This window comes from Afipia dichlorophenoxyacetatis, assembly GCF_055386385.1.
Genome location: NZ_AP029250.1, coordinates 5139212 through 5165230, shown reverse-complemented (window position 1 = coordinate 5165230; position 26019 = coordinate 5139212). Strand labels below are relative to the sequence as shown.

General features: G+C 58.0%; 24 protein-coding genes and 1 tRNA gene. 11 read left to right on the top strand and 14 right to left on the bottom strand.

Going from position 1 to position 26019, the window contains the following annotated elements; genetic code table 11:
• Genes ACZ5C3_RS24235 through ACZ5C3_RS24225 form a run of 3 tightly spaced genes read right to left on the bottom strand, consistent with a single transcriptional unit; the run spans nucleotide 1 to nucleotide 2885 of the window.
• Entirely contained in the window at nucleotides 1-1170 is a 1170-nt protein-coding gene (locus ACZ5C3_RS24235) for an acyl-CoA dehydrogenase family protein (RefSeq protein ID WP_464033682.1), read from the bottom strand.
• Nucleotides 1167-1601: a PaaI family thioesterase gene (locus ACZ5C3_RS24230; RefSeq protein ID WP_464033681.1), complete on the bottom strand. Its 435-nt coding sequence runs from the start codon at nucleotides 1599-1601 to the stop codon at nucleotides 1167-1169. Before ACZ5C3_RS24230 ends, ACZ5C3_RS24235 begins: the two co-directional genes overlap by 4 nt.
• A gap of 15 nt (nucleotides 1602-1616) precedes the next feature.
• Nucleotides 1617-2885 carry a cytochrome P450 gene (locus ACZ5C3_RS24225; RefSeq protein ID WP_464044327.1) on the bottom strand — a complete coding sequence of 423 codons (1269 nt, stop codon included), beginning with the start codon at nucleotides 2883-2885 and terminating at the stop codon, nucleotides 1617-1619.
• A gap of 207 nt (nucleotides 2886-3092) precedes the next feature.
• Between ACZ5C3_RS24225 and ACZ5C3_RS24220 the strand changes: the two genes are divergently transcribed.
• Nucleotides 3093-4574: a methyl-accepting chemotaxis protein gene (locus ACZ5C3_RS24220; RefSeq protein ID WP_464033680.1), complete on the top strand. Its 1482-nt coding sequence runs from the start codon at nucleotides 3093-3095 to the stop codon at nucleotides 4572-4574.
• A gap of 154 nt (nucleotides 4575-4728) precedes the next feature.
• Complete coding sequence (locus tag ACZ5C3_RS24215; protein WP_464033679.1) at nucleotides 4729-5901, top strand: isovaleryl-CoA dehydrogenase; 1173 nt, start codon at nucleotides 4729-4731, stop codon at nucleotides 5899-5901.
• 119 nt (nucleotides 5902-6020) lie between these two features.
• On the opposite strand, the gene ACZ5C3_RS24210 is transcribed toward ACZ5C3_RS24215, so the two are convergent.
• Nucleotides 6021-6803 carry a DUF2927 domain-containing protein gene (locus ACZ5C3_RS24210; protein ID WP_464033678.1) on the bottom strand — a complete coding sequence of 261 codons (783 nt, stop codon included), beginning with the start codon at nucleotides 6801-6803 and terminating at the stop codon, nucleotides 6021-6023.
• A gap of 135 nt (nucleotides 6804-6938) precedes the next feature.
• On the bottom strand, nucleotides 6939-7508 hold the full coding sequence (locus ACZ5C3_RS24205) for a L,D-transpeptidase (RefSeq protein ID WP_464033677.1): 570 nt from the start codon (nucleotides 7506-7508) through the stop codon (nucleotides 6939-6941).
• Between the two features lie 294 nt (nucleotides 7509-7802).
• Here ACZ5C3_RS24205 and ACZ5C3_RS24200 point away from each other — a divergent pair, with 294 nt between their 5' ends.
• Together ACZ5C3_RS24200 and ACZ5C3_RS24195 are read left to right on the top strand one after the other, a co-directional pair.
• Nucleotides 7803-9347 carry an acetolactate synthase large subunit gene (locus ACZ5C3_RS24200; RefSeq protein WP_464033676.1) on the top strand — a complete coding sequence of 515 codons (1545 nt, stop codon included), beginning with the start codon at nucleotides 7803-7805 and terminating at the stop codon, nucleotides 9345-9347.
• Nucleotides 9348-9575: 228 nt separating this feature from the next.
• Nucleotides 9576-9746, top strand: coding sequence for a Flp family type IVb pilin (locus ACZ5C3_RS24195; RefSeq protein WP_464033675.1), 171 nt, complete (start codon nucleotides 9576-9578; stop codon nucleotides 9744-9746).
• Nucleotides 9747-9818: 72 nt separating this feature from the next.
• Here ACZ5C3_RS24195 and ACZ5C3_RS24190 read toward each other — a convergent pair whose 3' ends face one another.
• The 4 genes from ACZ5C3_RS24190 to ACZ5C3_RS24175 all read right to left on the bottom strand — a co-directional run bounded on the left by ACZ5C3_RS24190 (nucleotide 9819) and on the right by ACZ5C3_RS24175 (nucleotide 14792).
• A complete protein-coding gene (locus ACZ5C3_RS24190) occupies nucleotides 9819-11873 on the bottom strand; it encodes a putative bifunctional diguanylate cyclase/phosphodiesterase (RefSeq protein WP_464033674.1) in 2055 nt (684 codons plus the stop codon).
• Between the two features lie 726 nt (nucleotides 11874-12599).
• Nucleotides 12600-12674, bottom strand: a tRNA-Val gene (locus ACZ5C3_RS24185).
• Between the two features lie 110 nt (nucleotides 12675-12784).
• On the bottom strand, nucleotides 12785-14077 hold the full coding sequence (locus tag ACZ5C3_RS24180) for a coiled-coil domain-containing protein (protein WP_464044326.1): 1293 nt from the start codon (nucleotides 14075-14077) through the stop codon (nucleotides 12785-12787).
• 142 nt (nucleotides 14078-14219) lie between these two features.
• Nucleotides 14220-14792, bottom strand: coding sequence for a DUF1134 domain-containing protein (locus ACZ5C3_RS24175; protein WP_464033673.1), 573 nt, complete (start codon nucleotides 14790-14792; stop codon nucleotides 14220-14222).
• Between the two features lie 291 nt (nucleotides 14793-15083).
• Between ACZ5C3_RS24175 and ACZ5C3_RS24170 the strand changes: the two genes are divergently transcribed.
• On the top strand, nucleotides 15084-15464 hold the full coding sequence (locus ACZ5C3_RS24170; protein WP_464033672.1) for a YHS domain-containing (seleno)protein: 381 nt from the start codon (nucleotides 15084-15086) through the stop codon (nucleotides 15462-15464).
• On the opposite strand, the gene cysQ is transcribed toward ACZ5C3_RS24170, so the two are convergent.
• On the bottom strand, nucleotides 15458-16297 hold the full coding sequence (cysQ, locus tag ACZ5C3_RS24165; protein ID WP_464033671.1) for a 3'(2'),5'-bisphosphate nucleotidase CysQ: 840 nt from the start codon (nucleotides 16295-16297) through the stop codon (nucleotides 15458-15460). The genes ACZ5C3_RS24170 and cysQ overlap by 7 nt on opposite strands.
• A gap of 195 nt (nucleotides 16298-16492) precedes the next feature.
• Between cysQ and chpT the strand changes: the two genes are divergently transcribed.
• The 6 genes from chpT to ACZ5C3_RS24135 all read left to right on the top strand — a co-directional run bounded on the left by chpT (nucleotide 16493) and on the right by ACZ5C3_RS24135 (nucleotide 23088).
• Nucleotides 16493-17140: a histidine phosphotransferase ChpT gene (gene chpT, locus ACZ5C3_RS24160; protein ID WP_464033670.1), complete on the top strand. Its 648-nt coding sequence runs from the start codon at nucleotides 16493-16495 to the stop codon at nucleotides 17138-17140.
• Between the two features lie 185 nt (nucleotides 17141-17325).
• The gene (locus tag ACZ5C3_RS24155; RefSeq protein WP_464033669.1) at nucleotides 17326-20055 is read left to right on the top strand and encodes a hybrid sensor histidine kinase/response regulator; all 2730 of its coding nucleotides are present in this window, start codon (nucleotides 17326-17328) and stop codon (nucleotides 20053-20055) included.
• An 11-nt stretch (nucleotides 20056-20066) separates the two neighbouring features.
• Nucleotides 20067-20537 (top strand): chemotaxis protein CheW, encoded by a 471-nt coding sequence (locus ACZ5C3_RS24150; RefSeq protein ID WP_424627857.1) that lies wholly within the window; start codon nucleotides 20067-20069, stop codon nucleotides 20535-20537.
• 75 nt (nucleotides 20538-20612) lie between these two features.
• On the top strand, nucleotides 20613-20978 hold the full coding sequence (locus ACZ5C3_RS24145) for a response regulator (RefSeq protein WP_424627856.1): 366 nt from the start codon (nucleotides 20613-20615) through the stop codon (nucleotides 20976-20978).
• A gap of 80 nt (nucleotides 20979-21058) precedes the next feature.
• A complete protein-coding gene (locus ACZ5C3_RS24140) occupies nucleotides 21059-22234 on the top strand; it encodes a protein-glutamate methylesterase/protein-glutamine glutaminase (RefSeq protein ID WP_464033668.1) in 1176 nt (391 codons plus the stop codon).
• Nucleotides 22231-23088 (top strand): CheR family methyltransferase, encoded by an 858-nt coding sequence (locus tag ACZ5C3_RS24135; RefSeq protein ID WP_464033667.1) that lies wholly within the window; start codon nucleotides 22231-22233, stop codon nucleotides 23086-23088. Before ACZ5C3_RS24140 ends, ACZ5C3_RS24135 begins: the two co-directional genes overlap by 4 nt.
• 27 nt (nucleotides 23089-23115) lie before the next feature.
• Here ACZ5C3_RS24135 and ACZ5C3_RS24130 read toward each other — a convergent pair whose 3' ends face one another.
• The 4 genes from ACZ5C3_RS24130 to ctrA all read right to left on the bottom strand — a co-directional run bounded on the left by ACZ5C3_RS24130 (nucleotide 23116) and on the right by ctrA (nucleotide 25926).
• Nucleotides 23116-24273, bottom strand: a complete 1158-nt coding sequence (locus ACZ5C3_RS24130) for a glutathionylspermidine synthase family protein (RefSeq protein WP_464033666.1) — start codon at nucleotides 24271-24273, stop codon at nucleotides 23116-23118.
• 6 nt (nucleotides 24274-24279) lie between these two features.
• Complete coding sequence (locus ACZ5C3_RS24125; protein ID WP_464033665.1) at nucleotides 24280-24645, bottom strand: hypothetical protein; 366 nt, start codon at nucleotides 24643-24645, stop codon at nucleotides 24280-24282.
• An 11-nt stretch (nucleotides 24646-24656) separates the two neighbouring features.
• Nucleotides 24657-25061 carry a DUF350 domain-containing protein gene (locus tag ACZ5C3_RS24120; RefSeq protein ID WP_464044799.1) on the bottom strand — a complete coding sequence of 135 codons (405 nt, stop codon included), beginning with the start codon at nucleotides 25059-25061 and terminating at the stop codon, nucleotides 24657-24659.
• 163 nt (nucleotides 25062-25224) lie between these two features.
• On the bottom strand, nucleotides 25225-25926 hold the full coding sequence (gene ctrA, locus ACZ5C3_RS24115; protein WP_424627853.1) for a response regulator transcription factor CtrA: 702 nt from the start codon (nucleotides 25924-25926) through the stop codon (nucleotides 25225-25227).
• Between the last annotated feature and the right edge of the window lie 93 nt (nucleotides 25927-26019).

Here is a 26019-nt window from a genome sequence, read left to right as displayed (position 1 = left end):
TCAATAGGAGCGCGGCATGCCCAGGACATGCTCGGCCAGGAACGACAGAATGAGGTTGGTGGAAATCGGTGCAACGGAATAAAGCCGAGTTTCGCGGAACTTCCGCTCGATGTCGTATTCTTCCGCGAAGCCAAAACCGCCGTGGGTCTGAACGCAGGCATTAGCGGCTTCCCAGGACGCATCGGCAGCCAGCATCTTCGCCATGTTGGCTTCCGCGCCGCAATCCTTGCCGGCCTCATAGAGCCGTGTCGCTTCCCGCACCATCAATTCGGCGGCGCGCATGTTGGCGTAGGCCTTGGCGATTGGAAACTGGATGCCTTGGTTCTGCCCGATCGGGCGGCCGAACACCGAGCGCTCCTTAGCGTAGGTGCTGGCCTTGTTGATGAACCACTTGGCATCGCCGACGCATTCGCTGGCGATCAGAATGCGCTCGGCGTTCATGCCGGAGAGAATGTAGCGGAAGCCCTTGCCTTCTTCGCCGATCAGGTTTTCGGCAGGCACACGCAGATTGTCGAAGAACACTTCCGTCGTGGAGTGGTTCATCATGGTACGGATCGGCCGGATCGAAAGCCCGCCGGCCTTCTTGGCTTCCTGCATATCGACCAGGAAGACTGAGAGACCATCGGTGCGCTTCGCGGCCTGGTCTTTCGGCGTGGTACGCGCCAGCAGGATCATCAGGTCGGAATATTCCGCGCGGCTGGTCCAGATCTTTTGGCCGTTGACGATGTAGTCGCCATTGCCTTCGCGTTTGGCGAAAGTTTTCAGTGAAGACGTGTCGGTGCCGCTGGTTGGTTCGGTCACGCCGAAGGCCTGCAGGCGCAGCTCGCCGCTGGCGATGCGTGGCAGCCACTTCGCGCGCTGGGCATCACTGCCGTGTCGTAGCAGTACGCCCATGGTGTACATCTGTGCGTGACAGGCGCCGCCGTTGCACCCGGATAGCTGGATCTCTTCCATGATCGCGGCCGCTGCCGAAAGCTTCAGTCCGGCACCGCCGTATTCCTCAGGAATGAGGACAGAGAGATAGCCGGCGTCGATCAGTGCTTTGACGAATTCCTGCGGATACGCCATGTCGCGATCGAGCTTGCGCCAGTATTCGCCGGGAAACTGCGCGCAGAGCTTTGCAACGGATTCTCGGATGTCGGAAAAATCGTTAGGTTCTATCTGGGTCATGAGAATGGTTTTGGCAGATCGACGGCCCGCATGGTAGCCGTGCCGAACGCACATCTGCGTTCTGAATTTTCATTCTTGGTGAAGATCTCGATCGTCGCCACTCCGATGGTGCCGCCGACCTGGATGGCTTCGGCCCTGGCGATGATTTCATCGCCGTCGGCAGAGGCCAGGAAGTTGACCTTGAACTCGACAGTGACGCCGATCTTCCCTTGGGGAAGCTTGCTCGTCACGGCAATGCCGGCAGCCTGATCCGCGAGTGCGGCGATGACGCCGCCGTGGAAGTGCCCGGCGAATTGCAGCAGATCGTCCCGGCGGGGGAGGGCGAGTTCGACCTTGCCCGGTTCAAGATGAACCACACGAACGCCCGCTGCCTTTGTAAATCCGTGATTGGTAACTTTCTCCGCCAGCTCTGGCGGATTTAATGTGCTCACATTCAGGTCCTGGTCTTACGCATTGATGCGAACGGGGAGGGTCTCGTAACCCTTCACGAAGCTCGAATACACGCGCTTCGGTTCGCCGACAACCTCGATATTGTCGAAGCGTTTCAGGATTTCTTCCCAGACGATTTTGAGCTGGAGCTCGGCGAGCCGCATGCCGACGCAGCGGTGAATCCCGAAGCCAAACGCCATATGCGTCCGTGGCCGTGCACGGTCGATGATGAAGCTGTCTGCGTTCTCGATGACCTCGCTGTCGCGATTGCCCGAGACATACCACATCACGACGCGGTCGCCTTTCTTGATTAGCTTTCCGCCGAGTTCGGTATCTTGCAGCGCCGTCCGTCGCATATGAGCCAGCGGCGTCTGCCAACGGATGACTTCCGGGACGAAACTGTCGATCAACGCGGGATTGGCGCGCAGTTTATCGTATTCATCTGGATTTTCATTCAGGGCAAGCACGGAGCCCGTCATCGAATTGCGCGTGGTGTCGTTGCCACCGACGATCAGGAGAATGAGATTGCCGAGCAGGTTGTCGCGATCCATATGCCGGGTCGCATCGCTATGCGCCATCATTGAAATCAGGTCGCTGCGCGGCTCGACATTGACGCGTTCATTCCACAGCCGGGTGAAGTAATCGCTGCATTCACCGAGTTCGGCGAGTCGCTGTTCCTCGCTGTCATAGATCATGCTTTTTGGCAGCGCTGTTGCGATGTCAGACCACCGCGTCAACTTGCGCCGATCTTCCCAGGGGAAGTCGAACAGCGTGGCAAGCATCTGTGTCGTCAGTTCGATCGAGACGCGCTCGACCCAATTGAACGTCTCGTTGCGCGGGAGATGGTCGAGCACCTCCGCAGAACGCTCGCGAATGAGGACAGCCAGCTTGTCGAGATGGGTCGGCGTGAACATCGGCGAGACGGTTTTGCGCTGGGGGCCGTGTTTGGGCTCATCCATCGCGATAAAGCTGGGCCATTGATATCGCTCGTCCACGTCGCGCAGCATGATTCCACCAAGACGGACATCCGACGAGAAGATCGCGGCATTGGTATCGACATGCATGATGTCGTTGTACTTGGTCACCGACCAATAATTGCCGACCGGACTGGTGGAGCAGAAGTGAACTGGCTCCTCGCGACGCAGGCGCTCGAAGTAGGGCCAAAGCGTATCTGACCGGAACAGCTCGGGGTGCCCGGGATGAAATTCGGACAAGGGTGTTGCGTAGGCTTTTTCCCGGGCGGCCTGCAGACGCTGGTCGCGGGCAAGTCTCATGGTTCCGTGCATCGGCGCCCTCTCCATAGGATTTTAATCCGCGACCTCTCTATCCGGAATTACAGCGCTTGGCGGGGGCGAGAGCAAGGCGCCCGGAAAGCTCAAAAAGAAACCGGTTCCCCAGATGGAACCCATGAACAAACCGTTCACGTCAATTCAACTTAAACGAATTCTATTCATAGTTTTGTTCGCAGAGCGGATTCTGACGGGGCACAGAAGATGCAATTTCTTAAATCATCTCAGGAAGTTAGTGCAAAACTAGACGCGTTGGATAAATCGCAGGCCGTCATCGAGTTTAACACCGACGGCACGATCATCACGGCCAATTCGAATTTCCTCAACGCCATGGGGTATCGGCTGGAGGAAATCCGGGACAAGCATCACAGCATGTTCGTTACGCCCGAGTTGCGGGAAAGTGCGGAGTACCGTGAATTCTGGGACGCTCTTCGCCGGGGCGAGTATCAGGCGAGAGAATATATGCGGATGGCCAAGGGAGGGCGGCTGGTCTGGATCCAGGCGTCCTACAATCCGCTTCTGAATCGCAGCGGCAAGCCTTTCAAGGTGGTAAAATTTGCCACCGACATCACGCAGCAAAAGCTGAAAAATGCCGATTACGAGGGCCAGATCAATGCGATTCACAAATCGCAGGCGGTGATCGAGTTCAATCTCGACGGAACGGTGATCACAGCCAATGACAATTTTCTAAAGACTCTCGGATACAGGCTGGACGAAATTCAGGGCAAGCATCACCGCCTGTTCGTTGAACCGGCCTATCGTGACAGCGCGGAATATCGCGAGTTTTGGGATTCGCTTCGCCGCGGCACTTATCAATCGGCTGAATACAAACGTGTCGCTAAGGGCGGAAAGCCAGTCTGGATTCAGGCGTCCTACAACCCGATCCTCGGGGCGGACGGCAAGCTCGCCAAAGTGGTGAAGTTCGCCACCGATACGACCGCGCAGGTTGAAGAGCGAATCCGGCGAGGAGAAGTACAAAAGTCGATCGATATGGATCTCGCCCAGATCACCAACGCCATGACCTCGACATCGGAGCGGGTGACGTCGGCGGCCAGCGCTTCGACGCAAACATCATCCAACATGCAGGCGGTGGCATCGGGTACGGAAGAACTGGCGGCATCGGTGGGAGAAATCAGCCGTCAGGCGGCGGATGCTCTCAGCATCTCAAAGCAGGCGGTGCAGCAGGCCAATGAAACCAATGCCATCGTCTCGGGGCTTGCAGCCGCAGCCCAGAAGATCGGCGACGTAGTCAAACTCATCAACAGCATTGCAGATCAGACCAATCTGCTGGCGCTGAACGCTACGATCGAGGCGGCGCGGGCAGGAGAAGCGGGAAGGGGGTTCGCCGTGGTCGCTGCCGAGGTCAAGAGCCTCGCTACCCAGACCGCGAAGGCGACCGATGAAATCAGTGGTCAGGTCGCCGAAGTCCAGGGGACCACGGCGAGTGCGGTCAATGTGATCGAAACGATCACCCAGACCATCTCCCGCGTTAATGAAATTTCCGCGGCGATTGCGGCCTCGGTCGAGGAGCAGGCGTCGGTCACCCAAAGCATCTCGTCGAACATGCAGGTGGCGGCGAAGGGCGTCAACGACATCAACGCCAACATCAATGACATCGCCCGGGCTGCAAAGTCAGTCGATGAATCGACCCGCAAGGTCAGGCAAGCCTCACGCGCGCTGGCTTAGTCTCCGAATAGCCAGCGTCCCTGTCGGGTATCGAATGCTTTTATTGCGCGAGGTCGCACGCGGCCTCGCGCATTCCACCTCTTCTCCCCGTCGTCGGCGCGTGGCATTGTCGCGCCAAACAACGGTTAGCCAAAACCCGCCCGGGGAGAGAGACATGATTTCAAACGCGCACAGTGTTTTCAATTTCGACCTTGGGGAGACCGCCGACGCGATTCGCGAGACGGTCCGCGATTTCTCATCCAACGAAATTGCGCCACGCGCCGATGAAATTGACAAAAGCAACAAGTTCCCGCGCGATCTGTGGCCCAAGCTTGGCGCTCTCGGCTTGCACGGCATTACCGTCGAGGAGGAGTACGGCGGCTCCGGGCTCGGATATCTCGAACACTGCGTTGCACTGGAAGAAATTTCCCGAGCTTCGGCGTCGGTCGGCTTGTCCTACGGCGCGCACTCAAATCTCTGCGTCAATCAAATCCGCCGCAACGGCAACGAAGCGCAGAAACGGAAATATCTTCCGAAACTGATCTCCGGCGAACATGTCGGTGCGCTGGCGATGTCCGAACCCGGCGCGGGATCGGATGTGGTGTCGATGAAAACGCGCGCCGACAAAAAGGGAGATCGCTACATCATCAACGGCAGCAAGATGTGGATCACCAACGGTCCCACTGCGGAGACGCTGGTGGTTTATGCCAAGACCGATCCGGCCGCAGGTCCACGCGGGATGACCGCATTCATCATTGAAAAGGGCATGAAGGGTTTTTCAACGGCGCAGAAGCTGGACAAGCTCGGCATGCGCGGTTCGGACACTGCGGAACTGGTGTTTGAGGATTGCGAAGTCCCCGAAGAAAACGTGCTTGGTCAGGTCGGGCGTGGTGTCAACGTTCTGATGTCCGGTCTCGACTACGAGCGCACGGTGCTGGCGGCAGGTCCGCTTGGCATCATGCAAGCATGCCTCGATGTGGTGATGCCTTATATTCATGAGCGCAAGCAGTTTGGTCAGCCGATCGGCAGCTTCCAGCTCGTGCAGGGCAAAGTTGCGGACATGTATGTCGCGATGAACGCATCACGGGCTTACGTGTATGCTGTGGCTAAGGCCTGCGATCGCGGCGAGACGACGCGCGAGGATGCGGCCGGTGCCATTCTTTATGCGGCGGAGCGTGCCACGCAATGTGCACTGGATGCGATCCAGTTGCTCGGTGGCAATGGTTATATCAATGACTATCCGACGGGGCGGTTGCTCCGCGATGCGAAGCTTTATGAAATTGGCGCCGGCACCAGCGAAATCCGCCGCATGCTGATCGGTCGGGAGCTTTTCGATAAGTCATCATAGTGTTTGGACCACCCGGCTCATCGAAGGTTGCCTTCGATGAGCGTTGGTCTGTTTTGCGCGGCTAGTCCTGATGAAGGGGAATGCGAGCTTCGAAAAGCAGTCTCACGGATCTGGATAGGCTACTGCGGCGGCAGGTGATTGGTCTTGGCGACCCATGCCCGTACATCCGGCAGAATATCCGGCAGGATCGCGCGTGCTTCATCGACGGTCATCCCGGCTCTGATGCGCGGATCATACAGAATATTCAAAATGTACTGGTCGTAGATATCGAAAAAGCCCATCGACACGTCGTCATTGAACATCGTCCATGGGACGGAGTCGGTATCGTTGATCGGCCCCAGTGATTGCAGCAATTCTTCGTAAGCGCAGTCGAGAAAGACAAAGTCGCTGCTATCCACGGTCAGAATGACATCGGAGCGCTGAATTTCGTATTCGTCGTTCTTGCGGAAGCCTGACAAGCATTGAGGATCGAGAGACTCCTTAATCTCTTTTGCCTTTTCTGCACCGTAAAATGACGTGATCGTTTTCTGCAAATCGCGGTCGCGCACCAGTGTGACGATGGTGTTGGCGTCATCGCGCTTGGTGGTGATCGCGATGTCCAGGTGCTGCACGCGCTTGGCGATATCGTTGACCACCTTGCCGATCTGCGCGCGCCGGTCGATGCGGCTGGAACCGTCGATGAAGACGCGAACCGGCATATGATATTTGCGAATCCTGTCGACGCGGCCAGCGAGATGGTATTCCGCTCCGAAAGCGGTCTTCATGAAGCCGTCGATGATCTGGCTGTCGGTAAAAACCTTTTTGTCGTTGTGCTGCTTCGCGGCAATGCTCTCCGCGTAAGCGGGCGGCAAAAGGGTGGTGGCAAGCACGACACCACACAACGCGGTGAGGCCGAACGCCATTCGTCGCAGTTCTGGAAAGATTTGCATTGTGGGTTGAGGTAGCCGCAACCCGTGACTGCGTGCAAGAGCGGTCGTTGCATGCCTGAAAATAAAAAAGGCCGGCACCAAGGCCGGCCCTTCCGTTGTTCCGTGTGATCAGTTCTTGACGATAACGGTCGCTCCGACCTGAACGCGATTATAGAGATCGATCACGTCCTCATTGACCATGCGGAAGCAGCCTGAGGAAACCGCTTGTCCAATGGTCTCAGGTTCGTTCGAGCCGTGAATGCGATAAAGCGTTGAGCCGAGATACATGGCCCGCGCGCCGAGCGGATTGTCGGGACCGCCGACCATATGTCGCGGCAGGTCTGGACGGCGGCGCAGCATCTGTGACGGCGGGGTCCAGCTCGGCCATTCCTTCTTGGCCGAAATCCTGTGCACGCCACCCCAGCGGAAGCCATCGCGGCCAACACCGATACCGTAACGCAGCGCCTGACTGCTGTTCTGGATCAGGTAAAGCCGCCGTTCCCTAGTGTTTACGATGATCGTGCCAGGGGCATAGTTGTTGGGAAAATCCACGGTTGTGCGGGGAATGGGGCCGGTACCGCTACGGACGCCGCCGCCGAAAAGCTGAAAGAGTGGGTTGATTTCCGGGTCCGCCATGGCCACCCCGGTGCCGGCGATCAGGGTCACGGCAGTTACGACAACAGTGAAAAAGCGCGTCATCAGAATCCTCATAAAAAGCCGCCCGACAGTGCCGGAAATATCAGCAAAAGGATCATAGCATCGGCATGTGACGATTGGCGCGAATATGCCAGACAGGCCACAAATCGGGCCGCTTCGCAAGCCACGGCCACGTGATGGCACGATTTCCAGAAACGGCGTTGCGGAAAAACCCCTTCCCGCACGAATATGCATGACATCTGTGACGAATCGGGCCGGTCATCCTTTGACGGGTGGTCCTAAGAATGATTGATCTGGCGGGTTACGAAATCGCGAAGGGCGAATGGGAGTGAGATGATGAATGGTGCGGAAAGTCTGGTGCGAACACTGGTCGCAGGGGATGTGAACGTCTGTTTCACCAATCCTGGAACCTCGGAAATGCATTTTGTCGCAGCGCTCGACCGAGTGGACGGGATGCGTTGCGTGCTTGGCCTTTTCGAGGGAATCGTGACCGGTGCGGCGGACGGATATTACCGCATGCTCGGGAAACCGGCATCGACGCTGCTTCATCTCGGACCCGGCCTCGCCAATGGTCTCGCCAATCTGCACAATGCCAAGAAGGCCCATTCCGGCATCGTCAACATCGTCGGACAGCACGCGACCTATCATATCGAGTACAACGCTCCGCTGACCTCTGACATCGAGGGGATCGCTCGCCCGATGTCGGCCTGGGTGCGGACCTCCCCGGATGCGAAATCCGTTGCGCGAGATGGGGCGGCCGCGATTGCCGCTGCCAATGGGGCGCCAGGGCAGATCGCGACGCTCATTCTGCCGGCCGACACGGCATGGAACGAGGCCGACGGTATTGCTCAGGTGCCTGAAAATTCTCAGCGTGCGAGCTATTCAGCTCAGGCCGTGAAGGAAGCTGCCGGTGTTCTCCGTAACGGTGAGCAAACCCTGTTGCTGCTGACCGGCAAGGGTTTGACTGAAGAAGGATTGAAGCTTGCCTCGCAGATTGCCGGCAAGACCGGATGCAAAGTGATGGGCCAGACCTACAATCCGCGCATGGCGCGCGGTCGTGGCCGTTTCTCGATCGATCGCATCCCCTATGTGATCGAACAAGCGGTTCCGATCCTGAAGAATTTCCGTCACATCATTCTGGTGGAGACTTCCGATCCGGTTGCATTCTTTGCCTATCCGAACAAGCCGAGCCTGCTGAAGCCGGAGGGCTGCGAAGTTCATCGCATGTGTGAAGCCGGCGAAAACTCCGTCGCAGCGCTGCATGCGCTGGCTGATGCTGTTGGCGCCAAGGCTTCAGATATCGTGCCGCAAAAGCTCATGGAACTTGCCAAGCCGACCGGTGCACTTAATCACGCATCCATTGCGCAGGCGATAGCCATGGCGATTCCTGAAAATGCAATTGTCGTCGATGAATCGATCACCACAGGGCGTGGATTTTTCCCACCGACGGCGGCTGCAGCACCGCATGACTGGCTGCAGAACATGGGCGGATCGATCGGGTTCTCGACGCCGGTCGCAACCGGCGCTGCGGTGGCATGTCCTGACCGCAAAGTGATCTGCATGGTTGGCGACGGCAGTGCCATGTACACATTGCAATCACTGTGGACCCAGGCCCGCGAGGGGCTGGACGTGACCACCATCGTTTTTTCCAATCGTTCTTATCAAATCCTGAAGGGCGAGTTTGCCGGCGTGGATGCCGGAGAGCCCGGTCAGAAGGCGCTTGCGATGCTCAATCTGGATAATCCTGCCCTCGACTGGGTGTCTCTTGCGAAGGGCATGGGCGTATCCGGCCGCTCGGTCACGACGGCGGATGAGTTCAACCTGGCCCTCGCTGAAGCGACGAAAGAGAAGGGCCCGCGCCTGATCGAAGTCGTCATGTAATCTGTGCGATCAACGAGCCAGCGGGCGTCTATGGACGTCGACGACGGACGAATCGTCCGCTGGTTTCTCGATGACGTCCGGGGGGGGCGTGGGTAACCCCCACGTGCTCTCCGTTCCTCCGGGACTACGACACGTTAAATTAAACCTTCCGCAGTCTCTTATATCTAGATTGCCTATGACCTTTGAAGGCGTTGGCGCTGCAGGGGCATCCTATGCAAGGACTGCGCAATGAATTTATTTAGTCGATTTTTGCGAGATGAGACCGCTGCAACCGCGATCGAGTATGCATTGATCGCGTGCGGTATTGCCTTTGTCATCATCAGCGCGGTCAACGGTCTTGGAACTTCAATTAAAGGCAAATACACGTCAGTCCAAAGCGCGCTGGACGCCCAGAAGTAATGTTTTCGTCATTGACGCTCATTGGCTTCCCATAAGTCCGGGGCGGAAGCGTCGAGCATTCTATGAATTTGATCAGGCGGTGAGTTTTTCCGCCGGCCATTGCGCCAGAAAACGTTCGAATTGGTCGATCGCAAGCGGTCGCGAATAAAGGAAGCCCTGAGCTTCGTGGCAGCCCTTTGTCTGCAGGAATTTCTCCTGGGCAGCCGTTTCAACACCTTCGGCGGTAACCGATAATCCCAGATTCCGAGCCATCACGATGATCGAACTCGCCACAGCGGTGCTTTCGGCGGATGGATCCTTGTCGATCGTTTGAACAAAGGCGCGATCAATTTTAAGACGCGTCAAGGGATAGCGCGTCAAGCAGCTCAGTGATGCATAGCCTGTTCCGAAGTCGTCGAATGCAAGGCCGACACCTTTTGCTCTCAGCGACTGCAGCGATGTGATTCTGGAATCGTCATTGTTGAGGGCGATATTTTCCGTGACTTCGATTTCGAGCAGCTCTGGAGGTAGCCCGCTATATCTCAAAGCGGTGTCGACCTGAGTGGATAGAATTTCATCGTGGAATTGGGCTGGAAACAGATTCACCGCCATTCTTACAGGCTTGAGGCCTTTGGCAATCCAGGACGCTCCCGTCTCGCAAGCTGTCCGCAAAATCCAGTTGCCGACTTCCAGGGCCGCCGGGCTTTGAACAAGCGCATCAATAAAGGCTGCAGGTGCCAACAGCCCTCGTTGCGGATGCTGCCATCGCAGCAGAGCCTCGGCACCGACGATCGCGCCGTCGCTGAGCCGGAATTGAGGTTGAAAGTGCAGCACGAATTCCCGATTGGCAAAAGCGCGCCGCAGTTCACCTTCCATTTCATGTTTTGCTTGTGCCTTTGCCCGCATCGCGCGTGCGAAAAGCCGATACTTGCGTCCGCCGGCGGCTTTTGCGTCGTAGAGCGCAAGATCCGCGTTTCCGATCAATTCTTCGGCGTTTGAACCGTCCGCTGGAGCGATCGCAATGCCGGCACTTGCTCCGATGTAAATCGCGTGGCCGTCGATTTCAAAGCGGGATTCCATCGCCTTCAAGACGCTGTCGACGATGCTGGAGAATCCAAGAAGGTCGCGAGAATCTCGATCGATCAAGACAAATTCGTCGCCTCCCAGGCGATATGCCCGACCGTTTTCAGGGGTGAGTGTCTCGATACGCTGACCGACCTGGGTCAGCAGCTTGTCGCCGATGGAATGACCCAGTGTATCGTTGACGTTCTTGAAACCATCCAGATCGAACATCGCGATGCATATCGCAGGTGCCTTGTCGCTACCAAGTTTGCTCAGGTCCTCCAGCAGACTATTGCGATTGGGAAGACCTGTGAGCTGATCGAAGTGAGCCAATGCAGCGAGCATTTTCTCGGCTTCGTTTTGTTCAGTCATGTCGCGGCCAATGATGAAAAAGCGCTGGGCACGTTCGGACCAGACACCAGCCAGTGCAACGGCAATCGTATGTCCATTTTTGTGGACGAACTCAGATGGAAAATTGCGAATGGCTTTGCCTTGAGCGCAGAGCTCCAGCTCGCTTTTGAGAGGCGACACCTTGGCCGGCGAGATGAAATCTCCGCCATAACGTCCGATCATTTCCTCAGGCTTGTAACCTAGCATCGATGCGCAACTCGGGCTGATGCGGGTAATGATGCGGTCGCGATCGGTGACGACAATGAGATCGACGGACGTATCGAAAAGGCGCCGATGCTCTTCCGTTTCGCGTGCGAGCGCGTCCGATGTTTCGCGCACGTCGCTCTCGGCCTTGAGACGTTCGCGCATAGCCAGCGGCAGCCACCGGAGCAACAACAGGCCAAGCACGACCGACGCGGCAATCACGTTCATCAGTTTTGGAATAATCAGAAAGCCGGGCTTTCCGAGCACCGGGACAATCGATGCAGAAAAGAGTCCGTACTGCGCTCCGAAATAGAGGCCGAAATAGAGATTTTCGGTAATGTTGCGGACGGTGTCGATGCTGACGACAATGAGAAGCAGTCGGGTGGTCCCGAACGTCTGCGGATTTCTATAGTAGGCGACGGCGACAGTGCCAAGCACGGCAAGCCATATCGAAATAATCACCCAGTAGATCAGCGCGGCTGCGAGACTCATGCAAGGATCCGTACGTTCTGGCGGGCCTGTGCTGCACACCAAAAAGTTGGCAGGCCGACTTCGAGCGTACTGAGGGTAGGTAAATTGAAGGATGATACGGACGCGAAGTTCCCGACGAACTTAACGGGGCCTTAAGATAATTGCTGCGCGTGAAGATAAATTCGCGCGATCGACGCGTTTGGATATCCTCCGACAGGGATCTTCGTGAGGTTCGACGCGATGAAGATCTATCTGGGGAACGTTGTGTAGGCGATGTCTCCAGACACTCAGAACAATGCGCGTTACCGCGATGTCCTGGATCGATCCGAACTTGTCTCACCTGAGCGAAGGGCTTTCTGAGCGAACGTCATGCGGATAGGCGTGGAAGGTTGGGCCCGACCAGGACAGCGTCCCGCATCACCAAGACGGGCCGGGCCTCAACCGCATGGATCACATGCGGCGCCCTGCAAACGCAATTGAGTTGCGGGCGTTCCAAAAAACTTACCTGCGCTCATTGACCGGTCCGCAAGTTCCCGGTGTGAGAGAACGCGGGGACTGTTTCGCGCCATCGCCACGGCGCTGGATAGCGTGCGGGAATTGACCAACGCTCAAGAACCGGTCGAGCAGCTTCTTCGCATCCAACATTCGTTGCTGTGACTCGTGTCATCGAGCCGAGCTAGTCACCGAATGTGAGCGAGGAAGGGCGTGCTGCCGTGACCAAGTGAGACACGTATCGGGGATAAGGAATGGTGGGCGCACAAGGGATCGAACCTTGGACCTCTCCCGTGTGAAGGGAACGCTCTCCCGCTGAGCTATGCGCCCGAAGTGACCGAACGGCCTTTCGAACCGCGATTTACGGAACCGCAGGCCGGGGTGTCAAGCGTGGGCGAGGCACTGAGACCAGAATTTCCGATATATCGCTGGATGAGAGGTTAGCCGGGTTGGCGCGCGCGCGAGGCATGCGCTTGAAGAGCCCGGATGCGCTCCGCGAGGGTCCCGCGCGCCTCTGCGGCAGCCCCATTGACGCCTGTATCGTTCGCGGCGGCTCCTCTGACGATGGCGCTGATGGCTGGCTTATCCGGTTCAGAGGCGAGAATGGCCTCAATCGGAGAATTGGGGCCCTCAAGCGTCACCGCAAGCTTGGCGACTTCCGCGGCAATGTCGTTGATCCGCTCCCGAAGCAGGGCATTTTCTGTGCGTTCGGTCGACCACGCAGCTTCCGCCTGCTGATGGACGAGGTTGAGCTCACGTTGTGCCTTGGCGCGTTCGTCGCGGGCGACGCCGAGCTGTTCTTCGATTGCAGCCTTCTCGGCTTTCAGTTTCTCGAGAACCGATGACTGACCGGTTCCAGAGGCGGAAGTGATCTCCTCGCGCAACAGCCCTTCGGTTTTTTTCGCACCTTCAACCTGCTGGCGCAGCAAGTTGTTCTCGTATTCACGCTCCGCGAGGATCTTGCCCTGCAGCGCAAACCGGCTCTCGAGATCGGTCACCCGTCCGGACAGTAAGTCGGCTTCCTTGGACTGGACCAGCAGTTGGCGATCGAGATCGCTCACGCGTGCACTGAGATTCTCGACCTTGCCGCGCGCCTCCGCCAATTCGCGTGTAGCGGTGTCGGCGTCGCCACGCTGGGCTGCCAGCCGCTGCTGGGTTTCGGTGTAGTCCCGCTCGGCGCCTTTGACGCGATTTTGCAACTCATCGACCTGTCCGCGGACGGCAGACAGTTCGGTCTGCCGGTTCTCTGCCGTCACTGAGCGTTCGGACAATTCGCTGGTCAGCTTGCCAAGTTCAGCGCGCTTGTCAGCCAGTTCCTGTTCGGCCGCGCGCAGCGCCTGGGTCTTGGATGTGAATTCTTCTTCCGTGGCCCGCTGTTCGTTCTTCAGCGCCTTCTCACGTGCCTCCAGCGCAAAGATCGTGGCGTTCTTGTCGCCAAGTTCGATCTTCAGCCGGTTGATCGCATCCGACTTCTTGCCCAACTCGGCCAGTTGGCTGCTCGTCTTATTTTTGAGCTGCTCGACGCTCATTTCGAGGCGTCGTGCGGACATCGCGAACTCGGCGCGCAATTGGTCTTTGTCGGCCTGAATTTCGGCCATGGAGAGCGGGGTGGCGGCTTCGAGGCGCTTGGTGGTCAATCGCACCGCGCGATTGTGTACCAGCGGAACGATCATCAGACCGAACAGCATCGACACCAGAAAACCGATCGCCAAATACATGATCGGTTCGACCATGGCGTTACCCCTGCATCAGAATTTACGTGTTTTTTACCATGCCATGGAGGCAGGGGAAAAAGCTAGCGGAACAATACTTTAACGTGAATCCGTGGCTTTGCCGCAACGGCGCTGTCTTAAAATCCAATCGTGACGTGCAAGATCAGAACGGATTCCAGGTCGCCCGCGGAGTAAACTTCAAATAACCGATATTGGCGCCGAGACGCAGGCCGACACCGGAGCGGATCGGAACCAGTACGATGCCGTTGGCTGTCAGTGCCGTCATGCCGAACCCGCCGATGATGTAGGCCGAGCCATCAATGCCGGCGAAGCGCTGGTAGATCGCATCGGTCGCGGGCAGGTTATAGACCAGCACCATGGTTCGGGCGCCGTCGCCGCCCCAGTCGAATCCAACCGACGGACCCTGCCAGTACACTCGCAAATCGCCCGCGTTCTTGGTGTAAAGGGTGCCCTCGCCATAACGAAGTCCCGCGACAAAGGCGCCGCTGCCTTCTTCGCCGAGGACATAGCCGTTTGGCAGCCCCCACTGGCTCACCGCGCGCTCAATGACCGAAGCCAGTCCCCGCGAGACATTGCCAAAGAACCGGTGTCCCGCTCCAACCAGTTCGTCGGGGCTGAAGGTACCGCCACCTGAGCGTTGCTGGGCTGCTGCCGGCACTGTCAGGGAAATCGTCGCCGCAAAGATCAAAGCCAGAATGCGCGAACCGAAGCTCATGAAAGACCCCTTAAAGACCCCTTGGGCTAGCGCGTGAGCCACCGAAGTGAGAGCGCGCTCGAAACGGCGAGGTCATACGTCCATCGCTTAACGCCTTGCTGACCGATATCGGCTTAAGCTGCGGTCCCACGTCCCCGACTCGATTGGTTATCAGCATCAACTATGACGTTACAGCGGCAAGAAAATAAAGGGTTACGCCTCAGATTTGCCTCGCTCGCGGCTTTTGCGTGGGCTGTAATGCTCGTGGGATCGTGCCCGGCGCTATTGGCCGCGGAGACCGAGCAGGTGGTCGTGAACCGCCATTCGGGCCTGGCCATCGATGGCTTCGATCCGGTCGCCTATTTCACCGATGCCAAGGCAGCCAAAGGGGAGCCGGACGTCGAGGTCTCTGAAAATGGGGCGATCTGGCGCTTTCGCAACGAAGCCAACCGCGCAGCGTTTGTCGCGCGTCCGGATATCTACGGACCGCAATTCGGCGGGTATGATCCGGTCGACGTCGCAAGAGGCAAGGCCGTTGCAGGCCGAGCCCAGCTTTGGATGGTTTCGAGGGGGCGCCTCTATCTCTTCAGCCGCGAGGAAAGCCTAGCAGCTTTCGCCGCCAATCCTGAGAATACGCTCAAGCTCGCCACTGGTGAGTGGCCCGCTTTGCGAGCGACGTTGTCGGACTATTGATCCGCTATCGCCGGATCACCCCATGCGATGAATTCCGGGACCAGAAATCCCTCACGCGCTTCGCCGAACCGGAGTGCGGCGCCTTTGCTGTCCGTGACCTTTCCGCCAGCCGCCGTCACCACGGCGTGACCGGCTGCGACATCCCATTCTGACGTGGGAGCGAGGCGCGGGTAGATATCGGCGCCGCCCTCGGCAACCCGACAAAACTTCACCGCCGAGCCGAGGATTTGCCGGACCGCGCCGGGCCGCTCCGCAATAAAGGCCTCGGTTCGTTTATCGCCATGAGACCGGCTAACGGTCACGATCCACGGGGCAGCCTGTCCGGGATGGGGACGGGTTCGAATGGACTCGGCCGTGCTCGTTTCGCCGTCCTTTGTGACCCTAAGCCGTTCTGCACCGCGGCCGACCAGTCCCCGCCAGATCAATCCCAAGGCGGGCGCACCGACGATGCCGAGGAGGGGCTCGCCCCGAGTGACCAGCGCAAGGTTGACTGTGAATTCCTCGCGGCCGGCGACGAATTCCTGGGTTCCATCCAGGGGGTCGATGAGGAAGAAACTGTCCCTGTAGGGGCGCCGGGCGAGATGGGTCCGCTCTTCCGACAGGGTCGGCACCTGAGGGATAAGCTTTGCCAGTCCCTCTGCGATCACGCCGTCGGCGGCCATATCTGCTTCTGTGACAGAAGATCCGTCAGACTTGCCTTCGATTTGCATGCTAGCCCGGCTGACGGCGAGGATGGCCGCACCGGCTTTGGCGACGATGTCCGTCAGCGGCTCCATCAGTGCTGCTGCGCCATCGGCATCGATCGCCGGCCCGGCTATGGAAATCTCCGTCATTGGTAGGTCTTTCGCTCCCACATTTGCATGTCCAGCCTGCTGTTCTCTCGCCTCTGCCTCGGTGGCAGCAACCGCGGCGGCAGTGTATCAAACATAAAGCATGAGTGATTCGCCGTGTCAGCATCACGGGAATCCACCAGTATCCGCTTCGCGTGTCCTGATCGCAGGACGTTGCAGAAAAGGCCTAGGAAAAGCATGTCTGACACACCAACTCCCGGTCCCGCCCCAGACGCAATTGAACTTGCAGCGCTGATGTGCTCGCGCGTCTGCCATGACCTCATCAATCCGATCGGCGCGATCGTCAACGGGTTAGAGGTGTTCGACAGCAGTAACAAAGAAGACGATCGCGAATTCGCGCTCGATCTGATCCGCAAGAGCGCGAAATCGACGTCGGCACGACTACAGTTCTGCCGCATTGCCTACGGGGCAGCGGGATCAGCCGGTTCACAGATCGACCTCGGCGAAGCTCAGAAGATCTCACGCGGCCATCTCGAGGATGAGAAAACCAAGATAACCTGGAATCTGCCGCATGTGCTGATGGCGAAGAATCGCGTCAAGTTGCTGCTGAACATGCTGGTGATTGCGCAGCAAGCTATCCCACGCGGCGGCGAGCTCATCATCGATCCGGTCGGCGAAGGTGAGACGATGGGATTTCGTATTCGCGCAGCCGGGACATACGCACGCGAGCCTCAGAACATCGGTGAACAACTGAAGCTCGACAACGCAGGTTCAGTCACCGCGCATGGGGTTCAGCCTTATTACACAGCGCTGCTCGCGCAGTCCTGTGGATTCAAGGTCACCTTGACGCCCGAGACCGAAGCGGTGGTTGTCGCGACATCCTGATCGCATCTTCATCAATTTTTAATCAACGGCGGTTGGAGGTGCTCCGCCGCCGACAAATCGCCTTTAGTGCTTTGTTGAGCGCGTTCTTTTTCATTTACTCAACCAATATTAAACGCTTTGCATCGAAACTGGCCTGAATCCACGGGGCGTATTGTGCGTACCCTTTTGTGTGAAGGCTTGCGTTCATGGACGATTTGTTGCGGGAATTTTTGACTGAGACCAACGAGAGTCTCGACACCGTCGATAATCAGTTGGTGCGTTTTGAGCAGGACCCGAACAACGCGAAGATCCTCGATAATATCTTCCGTCTGGTTCACACAATCAAAGGGACTTGCGGTTTTCTAGGATTGCCGAGACTGGAAGCGTTGGCGCACGCCGCCGAAACGCTGATGGGAAAATTCCGCGACGGCATGCCGGTGACCGGCGAAGCCGTGACGCTGATCCTGACGACGATCGATCGAATCAAAGACATTCTTGGCCAGCTTGAAGCGACCGAAGCGGAGCCCGAGGGTTCCGATCGCGATCTGATCGACGCGCTTGAACGCATGGTCGAACAAGGCGAGCATGCCGCCGCTGCGCCGGCCGCCGCTGCTCCTGCTCCCGTCGCCGCCGCACCGGCTGAGACGGAAGGAACGCTGATCGTTCAGACGCTGGAGCGCGAACTGCGTCCTGGCGAAGTATCGCTCGACGAACTGGAGCGCGCGTTCCGGGAAACTGAAACCGAAGTCGCCTCGCCGTCTATTGCACCTGCGCCAGCGCCTGCACCCGCGCCCGCGCCTGTTCAGGCCGAAGCCCCGAAGAAGCCAGCAGCTGCCAAACCTGCACCAAAGAAATCAGGTGGCGAAGCGGCGGAAGGTGGCGACAGCGACAAGGTTGCCAACCAGTCGATCCGCGTGAACGTCGATACGCTCGAGCATCTGATGACGATGGTGTCCGAGCTTGTGCTGACCCGCAACCAGCTGCTTGAAATCAGCCGGCGCAACGAAGACTCCGAATTCAAGGTCCCGCTGCAGCGTCTCTCCAACGTCACGGCCGAGCTGCAGGAAGGCGTCATGAAGACGCGCATGCAGCCGATCGGCAATGCGTGGCAGAAGCTGCCGCGTATCGTGCGCGATCTGTCGAGCGAACTCGGCAAGCAGATCGAGCTCGAAATGCACGGTGCCGACACCGAACTCGACCGCCAGGTTCTCGATCTGATCAAGGATCCGCTGACGCACATGGTGCGCAACTCCGCGGATCACGGCCTGGAATCGACCGCTGACCGTGTTGCCGCCGGCAAGCCGGAACAAGGCACGATTCGCGTATCTGCCTATCACGAAGGCGGCCACATCATCATCTGCATCGCGGACAATGGCCGCGGCCTGAACACCGAGCGCATCAAGGCGAAGGCGGTCTCCAACGGTCTGGCCACCGAGGCCGAGATCGAAAAGATGACCGAGGCCCAGATCCACAAGTTTATCTTTGCACCGGGCTTCTCGACGGCAGCTGCGATCACGAGCGTATCCGGCCGCGGTGTCGGTATGGACGTCGTTCGCACCAACATCGATCAGATCGGCGGCACAATCGACGTCAAGTCCGTGCCGGGCGAAGGTTCGAGCTTCACCATCAAGATCCCGCTGACGCTGGCGATCGTATCGGCACTGATCGTGGAAGCAGCCGGCGACCGCTTCGCGATTCCTCAGCTCTCGGTGGTCGAACTCGTTCGTGCGCGCGCGAACTCCGATCATCGCATTGAACGCATTAAGGACACGCCGGTTCTGCGCCTGCGCAACAAGCTGCTTCCGCTGATGCATCTGAAGAAGCTGCTGAGGATCGATGACGGTGCGTCGAGCGATCCGGAAAACGGCTTCATCGTGGTCACCCAGGTCGGTAGCCAGACCTTCGGCATCGTCGTTGACGGCGTGTTCCATACCGAAGAAATCGTGGTCAAGCCGATGTCCACCAAGCTTCGTCACATCGGTATGTTCTCCGGCAACACCATCCTTGGTGACGGCGCGGTGATCATGATCATCGACCCGAACGGCATTGCCCAGTCGCTCGGCACATCGGTTGCCTCACAAAGCGAAATCAACGACGAGAATGCTGCGACACGTTCCAACGCGGATGGCCAGCTCACCTCGCTGCTCGTGTTCCGGGCAGGGTCCTCGCAGCCCAAGGCAGTGCCATTGGCGCTCGTGACGCGGCTTGAAGAGATCGCCATCGACAAGATCGAGTTCTCGAACGGCCGCCACATGGTTCAGTACCGTGAGCAGCTCATGCCGCTGGTTCGGATTGAGGATGTCTCGATCCGCGAAAGCGGGGTCCAGCCGATCCTCGTTTTCGCAGATGACGGACGTTCGATGGGACTCGTCGTCGACGAGATCATCGACATCGTCGAAGAGCACCTGAGCATCGAAGTCGCCAGCACGCAGGACGGAATCCTTGGCTCCGCGGTGGTGAAGGGGCAGGCGACCGAAGTGATCGATGTCGGCCACTTCCTGCCGATGGCTTTCGCCGATTGGTTCGCACGCAAGGAAATGCGTCCGTCAACGACCGCGCAGACCGTTCTGCTGGTCGACGACTCCGCGTTCTTCCGCAACATGCTAGCGCCGGTGCTGAAGGCCGCAGGCTATCGTGTTTCCGTCGCACAGAGCGGACAGGAAGGTCTCAACGTGCTGCGCACGGGTCAGCACTTCGACGCCATCCTGACTGATATCGAAATGCCGGAAATGAATGGCTTCGAATTTGCCGAGGCGATCCGGTCCGATCGCCGCATGGAAACGATGCCGATCATCGCGCTGTCGTCGCTGATTTCGCCCGCCGCGATTGAGCGAGGCCGGCAGGCCGGTTTCCACGACTACGTGGCGAAATTCGACCGCCCTGGCTTGATTGCCGCTTTGAAGGAACAGACCGCTGAAGTGAAGCAGGCGGCGTAAGGGATATGACGATGAATGAATCAGTTAACGGCCCGGACGCTGGCATCACCGAATTCGTCACCGCCATGATCGGAGGGCAGTTGTTCGGTCTGCCGATCTCCCGTGTGCAAGACGTGTTTATGCCCGATCGGTTGACACGTGTGCCTTTGGCTTCCGACGATGTCGCTGGCGTTCTCAATCTGCGCGGCCGCATTGTCACTGCAATTGATATGCGCGCACGGCTCGGTTTGCCGAAGCATGACAATGGCCGGCCGCCAATGGCGGTGGGTGTCGATATGCGCGGAGAGTCCTATGGACTTCTGATCGATAACATTGGTGAGGTTCTCAAGCTGCCGAATGACAGCCGCGAAGTGAACCCGGTCAATCTCGATCCGCGCATGGCCAAAATGGCCGGTGGTGTTCATCGGCTGGACGGACAATTGATGGTCGTTCTGGATGTCGATCGCGTGTTGGAAATCGCGCCCGACATGATGGCGGCCTAATACCGCCGGGAACAGGCGGGATAACAAAATCTGAAGGAAACGGCCCAAACCGGGACCGCAGAGATAGAGGCTACGATGAAAACATGTTTGATCGTTGACGATTCAAGCGTCATCCGAAAGGTTGCCCGACGCATTCTGGAAGGCCTCGATTTCCAGATCGTGGAAGCGGAAGACGGCGAGAAGGCCGTCGAAGTCTGCAAGCACGGAATGCCGGACGCCGTTCTTCTCGACTGGAACATGCCGGTCATGGATGGCTATGAATTTCTGCGCAATCTTCGCCTGATGCCCGGCGGCGACAAGCCTAAGGTTGTGTTCTGCACAACCGAGAATGACGTCGCGCATATCGCGCGGGCACTGCACGCCGGCGCCAATGAATACATCATGAAGCCGTTCGATAAGGACATCGTCACGGCGAAGTTTCATGAGGTTGGCCTGATCTAAGATCTAAAGCGCCGGATATTCCGGCGTTTCACTCCGTTCAAGTCTTACACGCCGTGTTGCTACAAGAGCAGATAAAAAAAATGAGTGTTGCAGTCGCGGCGTCCCCCGGGTTGACCACACAACGGTACGAACCGTTACGTGTGATGGTCGTCGATGATTCTGCCGTCATCCGCGGATTGATTTCCCGCTGGATCGAGGCAGAAGCAGACATGAAGGTTGCCGCCTCGATCCGCACCGGGCTTGATGCGGTTAATCAGCTCGAACGCGTTGCGCCCGATGTGGTGGTGCTCGATATCGAGATGCCGGACATGGACGGCATCACGGCGCTGCCCCTATTACTGACGAAGAAGCGCGATCTCATCATCATCATGGCGTCCACGTTGACGCGCCGGAACGCGGAGGTTAGCCTCAAAGCGCTGTCGCTCGGAGCCGCTGACTACATTCCGAAACCAGAAAGCACCCGCGAGATTGCTGCCGCTGACGTTTTCAAGCGGGACCTGATCGAAAAGATCCGTCACCTCGGTGCGCGTGTGCGTCGCCCGGCGACTGTTCCGTCTCCGTCACTCTCTCCATCGGCACAGCCGGTAAAGGCGCCGCTATCACGGACGCCACCTGCGCCAGTTGTAACTGCTGCGCCGTCAAAGGTGACGACCCGCCCGTTTAGTTCGGCAACCCCACGTGTGCTGTTGATTGGATCGTCAACCGGCGGTCCTCAGGCGCTCATGACACTAATTGCCGGAATTGGTTCAGTGATCGATCGTTATCCTGTGCTGATCACTCAGCACATGCCGCCAACGTTCACGACGATTCTTGCGGAGCATCTTGCCCGGACAAGCGGCCGTCCCGCGCATGAGGCTGTTGATGGCGAGGCGATCAAGCCGGGACAGATTTATCTTGCTCCGGGCGGACGTCACATGCGGGTCGCGCGTTCCAACGGCAATCCCGTGATTGCGTTGACCGATGGGCCGCAAATCAATTTTTGCAAGCCGGCTGTGGATCCGCTGTTTTCGTCAGCTATCGACGTCTGGCAGAACGGCATTCTCGCTGTGATTTTGACCGGCATGGGCTCGGACGGTTGCGGCGGCAGCAAGGAAGTCGTCGCGGCGGGCGGCAACGTCATTGCACAGGACGAAGCCACCAGCGTGGTCTGGGGCATGCCTGGCGCCGTTGCTCACGCGGGAGTTTGCGCTGCTATTCTGCCGATTGACCAGATTGCACCAAAATTGGTTCGTTTGTTTTCAGGAGTTCGCGGGTGACGCCTCAAGATTATGACTACCTGCGGAAGATACTGAAGGATCGTTCCGGGCTGCTGTTGTCTGCGGACAAGCAATATCTCATTGAAAGCCGGCTGCTTCCACTTGCTCGCAAGGCGGGTCTTTCGGGGATCAGCGATCTTGTTCAGAAGATCAAGAACGGCTCCGAGGCGATTACGGTCGATGTGGTCGAGGCAATGACCACGAATGAGACCTTCTTCTTTCGCGACAAGGTTCCGTTCGACCATGTTAAGGATACGGTTCTGAACGAGTTGCTGGCCGCACGAGCCAGCCGTCGCAGCTTGCGCATCTGGTGCGCTGCTGCGTCCACCGGCCAGGAGCCTTATTCGCTTGCGATGATCGTGAAGGAGATGAGCGCGGCTCTCAGCGGCTGGCGCGTCGAGATCGTTGCAACAGATTTGTCGCAAGAGGTCCTGGAGAAGTCCAAGTCGGGAATCTACAGCCAGTTCGAAGTCCAGCGCGGCCTGCCGATCCAGCTACTGGTCAAGTATTTCAAGCAGGTCGGCGATCTGTGGCAGCTCAATCCCGATATCCGCGCCATGGTTCAGTATCGCCAACTCAATCTGCTGCAGGACTTCTCCCATCTGGGCCGTTTCGACATCATCTTCTGTCGCAATGTGCTGATCTATTTTGATCAGGCGACAAAGATCGATATCTTCAATCGGATGCTCAAAGCCCATGAGCCGGACGGCTACCTTTTCCTCGGCGCCGCGGAAACGGTTGTGGGTCTCACCGACGTTTATCGGCCGTGTCCGCAGCGTCGCGGCGTTTATCTGCCGAATGCAGCAGCGCGTCCGGCTTCGGTATCAACGCCTGCGATGGCGGTCGGCAGATAAGCGGACAATTTTCTGCATAAGCGATGCTTAAACGATCGCGTGGGGCAGGAAACGTGAGCTGTTACCGGTAATCGGGTTTTCGTCCTCGCGGATTGATAACCCGTGCGGCGTGCCGTCCACGATCCAGCTTCCGAGCACAGGATAGTTGCCCGAGAAGTTTCCGAGCTGCGTCAGCTGCTGGCGAATGAAGCCCTCGGACCCGTAGGGACCGGTCTGTTCCTCCAAAACGCTCCCCGACGTGATGATGGATATATTTGCCCCTTCGCGTGAATATAGGGGTTTCCGGACATAGCTGGTCCCAAGTTCGGCTGCAGCCGGATCATCGTCGAAATAAGCCGGCAGCAGATTCGGATGCCGCGGAAACATTGACCATAGCAGCGGCAGGATCCCCTTGTTGGAGAGGATGGCCTTCCATGGTGGTTCAATCCATCGGGTGGATGCGCCTTTGAGCTTTGCGCCAAAGGCTTCACGCATCATCCATTCCCACGGGTAAAGCTTGAATGCGAATTCGATGGTGCAGTCGTCCATATCGACGAACTGACCGTCGTCCCGCGCGCCGATACTCTCAATATCAATCAGGGTCGTCGAAAGGCCGGCCTGGCGCGCGACGTCTTCCAGGTAAGCAACGGTGCCGGCGTCTTCTTCACTGTCCATCACGGCTGTGAGATGCAGATGGCGATCTTTTCCGATTTTTTTCCAGGCATCGATCAGGCTCTCATGCAGTGAGTTATATTGATCGGAGCGCGCTGGAACGATCCGCCGTTCGATGGCCTGTTCGAGCCACGTCCATTGAAAGACCGCTGCCTCGAACAGCGACGTTGGCGTATCGGCATTATATTCCAGCAGCTTCGCCGGTCCTTTTCCATCGAAAGCCAGATCAAATCGGCCATAGAGGCTTGGGTCACCGCGTTTCCAGCTTGCCGCGATATAGGTCCAGAACGGTTCCGGGATTTTGAGGAGCCGGAGATAGCGATCATCGCTGACGGCGCGGCTGACGAGCTCGCGGCACATGGACTCGATTTCAGCACTTGGCGCTTCAATGTCGCCTTCGATCTCATCGAGCGAGAAGGCATAATAGGCGCTTTCGTCCCAATAGCGTTCGCCATCGATCGTGTGGAAATGAAAGCCCATCGCTGCTGCGGTGGATTGCCAGTCGTCACGTTCAGGGCAGGAAATGCGTTGCATGGCTGGTTAGCCGCCACTCGAGAAATGCGACGTGAACGCGTGGGCAAACGAACCGAAGCCCCCGCGCGTGACGTGACTGCCGCTGTCGGTGGAACTACTGGAGGTACTTCTGGTGCTGGTTGATCTGATGGACGACGATGAATCGCTGTCGAACAAATGGTTGGCCCACAGTGATCTGGAATGGTAGCTGCCTCCGGATGACGACGATGAACTGCTGCTGCGTGGTTTGCACTCGACCGGGGGCGTCGCGCCCGGCGCGACAATCGCAGGTCGTTCGGTCGTGCAGCTCTCGCTCGGCATGACAGTATAGGCCGTCCCGCCGACGGCCGTCGTTCCCATCAGAAGGAGCGCAACCTGACTCGAGCGTTTCATCGTAAAGACTTTCAGTACGTCATGGAGGCGGCGTTCAACGCGCCAGCGGCGAGGGAAGCTGCGCCGAGCCAGATGGCGGGGGCCAGTTCACCGGTGGCAATCCGGTTCGACAGGTTGGGGACTGGGATGCGGACGACGAAGTAGACGATGATCTGAACGATCAGGGCGATGACGCTCCAGATCATGCAATCAAACACATTGGCGGAATGGATGATGGCGCTGACCAGCGGCAGGACGAAGCCAAGCAGGCTAAATCCCAGCGAAATCGCTGCGCCGGGGACATTTTCCCGGATGAGCTTGAATTCGTCGTGGGGCGTGATTCGCGTATAGACGAAGAGGAAAAGGCTGATGGCCACAAGGCCGGTACAAAAATAGACAATAAAGGCCGGCAAGCCGGCGAGCGATTGCAAAATCATCCCATGCCCCTGACTAAAGACTTCCTGCAGCTTGGTGGTACTCACCAAGCATCAGTCTAGGCAACCGCGAACTGGGTTCGACCCCCCAAAACAAAAACCCCGCCATTTGCGGCGGGGTTCAGTCCGGGAGGAAAGGCCGTACAGGCCCCGATACAACCCGCTATTAGGCTGGAATGCGAACGTCGTCTTCGTGCGGTTCGCGTAAAACGTAGCCGCGGCCCCAGACCGTCTCGATGAAGTTGCGGCCTTCCGAAGCGTTCGCGAGTTTCTTGCGCAGCTTGCAGATGAAGACGTCGATGATCTTCAGTTCAGGCTCGTCCATGCCACCGTAGAGATGGTTGAGGAACATTTCCTTGGTCAGGGTGGTGCCCTTGCGGAGCGAGAGCAGCTCCAGCATCTGGTATTCCTTGCCCGTCAGATGGACGCGCTGGCCACCAACTTCGACGGTCTTGGTATCGAGATTGACCACCAGATCGCCGGTCTGGATGACCGACTGTGCGTGACCCTTGGAGCGACGGACGATCGCATGGATACGGGCGATCAGTTCGTCCTTGTGGAAGGGTTTGGTCATGTAGTCGTCGGCGCCGACGCCGAGACCCTTGACCTTGTCCTCGATGCCGGCAAGGCCGGAGAGGATCAGAATCGGTGTCTTGATCTTCGAGACACGAAGCTGCTTCAGAACGTCATATCCGGACATGTCCGGCAAGTTCAGATCGAGCAAAATGATGTCGTAATCATAAAGCTTGCCGAGATCGACGCCTTCTTCTCCGAGATCCGTCGTATAGACGTTAAAACTCTCGGATTTGAGCATCAACTCGATCGACTGCGCAGTGGCGCTGTCATCTTCAATCAGCAATACGCGCATGCCAGTCCCCTATAGTCCGCCGCTTTTGGGCGTCAGGCCGGCCGCTAGTCGCGGCACTGGAAAAACGCCTTTGAACAACTGATTCGGATCCTG

Excerpts from the sequence above, each read along its gene's own strand:
- ACZ5C3_RS24150 (WP_424627857.1), top strand. The coding sequence starts at position 20,067 with ATGAATGAATCAGTTAACGGCCCGGACGCTGGCATCACCGAATTCGTC.
- ctrA (WP_424627853.1), bottom strand. The coding sequence starts at position 25,926 with ATGCGCGTATTGCTGATTGAAGATGACAGCGCCACTGCGCAGTCGATC.
- ACZ5C3_RS24145 (WP_424627856.1), top strand. The coding sequence starts at position 20,613 with ATGAAAACATGTTTGATCGTTGACGATTCAAGCGTCATCCGAAAGGTT.
- ACZ5C3_RS24180 (WP_464044326.1), bottom strand. The coding sequence starts at position 14,077 with ATGGTCGAACCGATCATGTATTTGGCGATCGGTTTTCTGGTGTCGATG.
- ACZ5C3_RS24200 (WP_464033676.1), top strand. The coding sequence starts at position 7,803 with ATGAATGGTGCGGAAAGTCTGGTGCGAACACTGGTCGCAGGGGATGTG.
- chpT (WP_464033670.1), top strand. The coding sequence starts at position 16,493 with ATGTCTGACACACCAACTCCCGGTCCCGCCCCAGACGCAATTGAACTT.
- ACZ5C3_RS24235 (WP_464033682.1), bottom strand. The coding sequence starts at position 1,170 with ATGACCCAGATAGAACCTAACGATTTTTCCGACATCCGAGAATCCGTT.
- ACZ5C3_RS24225 (WP_464044327.1), bottom strand. The coding sequence starts at position 2,885 with ATGCACGGAACCATGAGACTTGCCCGCGACCAGCGTCTGCAGGCCGCC.
- ACZ5C3_RS24220 (WP_464033680.1), top strand. The coding sequence starts at position 3,093 with ATGCAATTTCTTAAATCATCTCAGGAAGTTAGTGCAAAACTAGACGCG.
- ACZ5C3_RS24140 (WP_464033668.1), top strand. The coding sequence starts at position 21,059 with ATGAGTGTTGCAGTCGCGGCGTCCCCCGGGTTGACCACACAACGGTAC.
- ACZ5C3_RS24190 (WP_464033674.1), bottom strand. The coding sequence starts at position 11,873 with ATGAGTCTCGCAGCCGCGCTGATCTACTGGGTGATTATTTCGATATGG.
- ACZ5C3_RS24175 (WP_464033673.1), bottom strand. The coding sequence starts at position 14,792 with ATGAGCTTCGGTTCGCGCATTCTGGCTTTGATCTTTGCGGCGACGATT.
- cysQ (WP_464033671.1), bottom strand. The coding sequence starts at position 16,297 with ATGACGGAGATTTCCATAGCCGGGCCGGCGATCGATGCCGATGGCGCA.
- ACZ5C3_RS24205 (WP_464033677.1), bottom strand. The coding sequence starts at position 7,508 with ATGACGCGCTTTTTCACTGTTGTCGTAACTGCCGTGACCCTGATCGCC.
- ACZ5C3_RS24195 (WP_464033675.1), top strand. The coding sequence starts at position 9,576 with ATGAATTTATTTAGTCGATTTTTGCGAGATGAGACCGCTGCAACCGCG.
- ACZ5C3_RS24120 (WP_464044799.1), bottom strand. The coding sequence starts at position 25,061 with ATGATTTTGCAATCGCTCGCCGGCTTGCCGGCCTTTATTGTCTATTTT.
- ACZ5C3_RS24215 (WP_464033679.1), top strand. The coding sequence starts at position 4,729 with ATGATTTCAAACGCGCACAGTGTTTTCAATTTCGACCTTGGGGAGACC.
- ACZ5C3_RS24125 (WP_464033665.1), bottom strand. The coding sequence starts at position 24,645 with ATGAAACGCTCGAGTCAGGTTGCGCTCCTTCTGATGGGAACGACGGCC.
- ACZ5C3_RS24210 (WP_464033678.1), bottom strand. The coding sequence starts at position 6,803 with ATGGCGTTCGGCCTCACCGCGTTGTGTGGTGTCGTGCTTGCCACCACC.
- ACZ5C3_RS24130 (WP_464033666.1), bottom strand. The coding sequence starts at position 24,273 with ATGCAACGCATTTCCTGCCCTGAACGTGACGACTGGCAATCCACCGCA.
- ACZ5C3_RS24155 (WP_464033669.1), top strand. The coding sequence starts at position 17,326 with ATGGACGATTTGTTGCGGGAATTTTTGACTGAGACCAACGAGAGTCTC.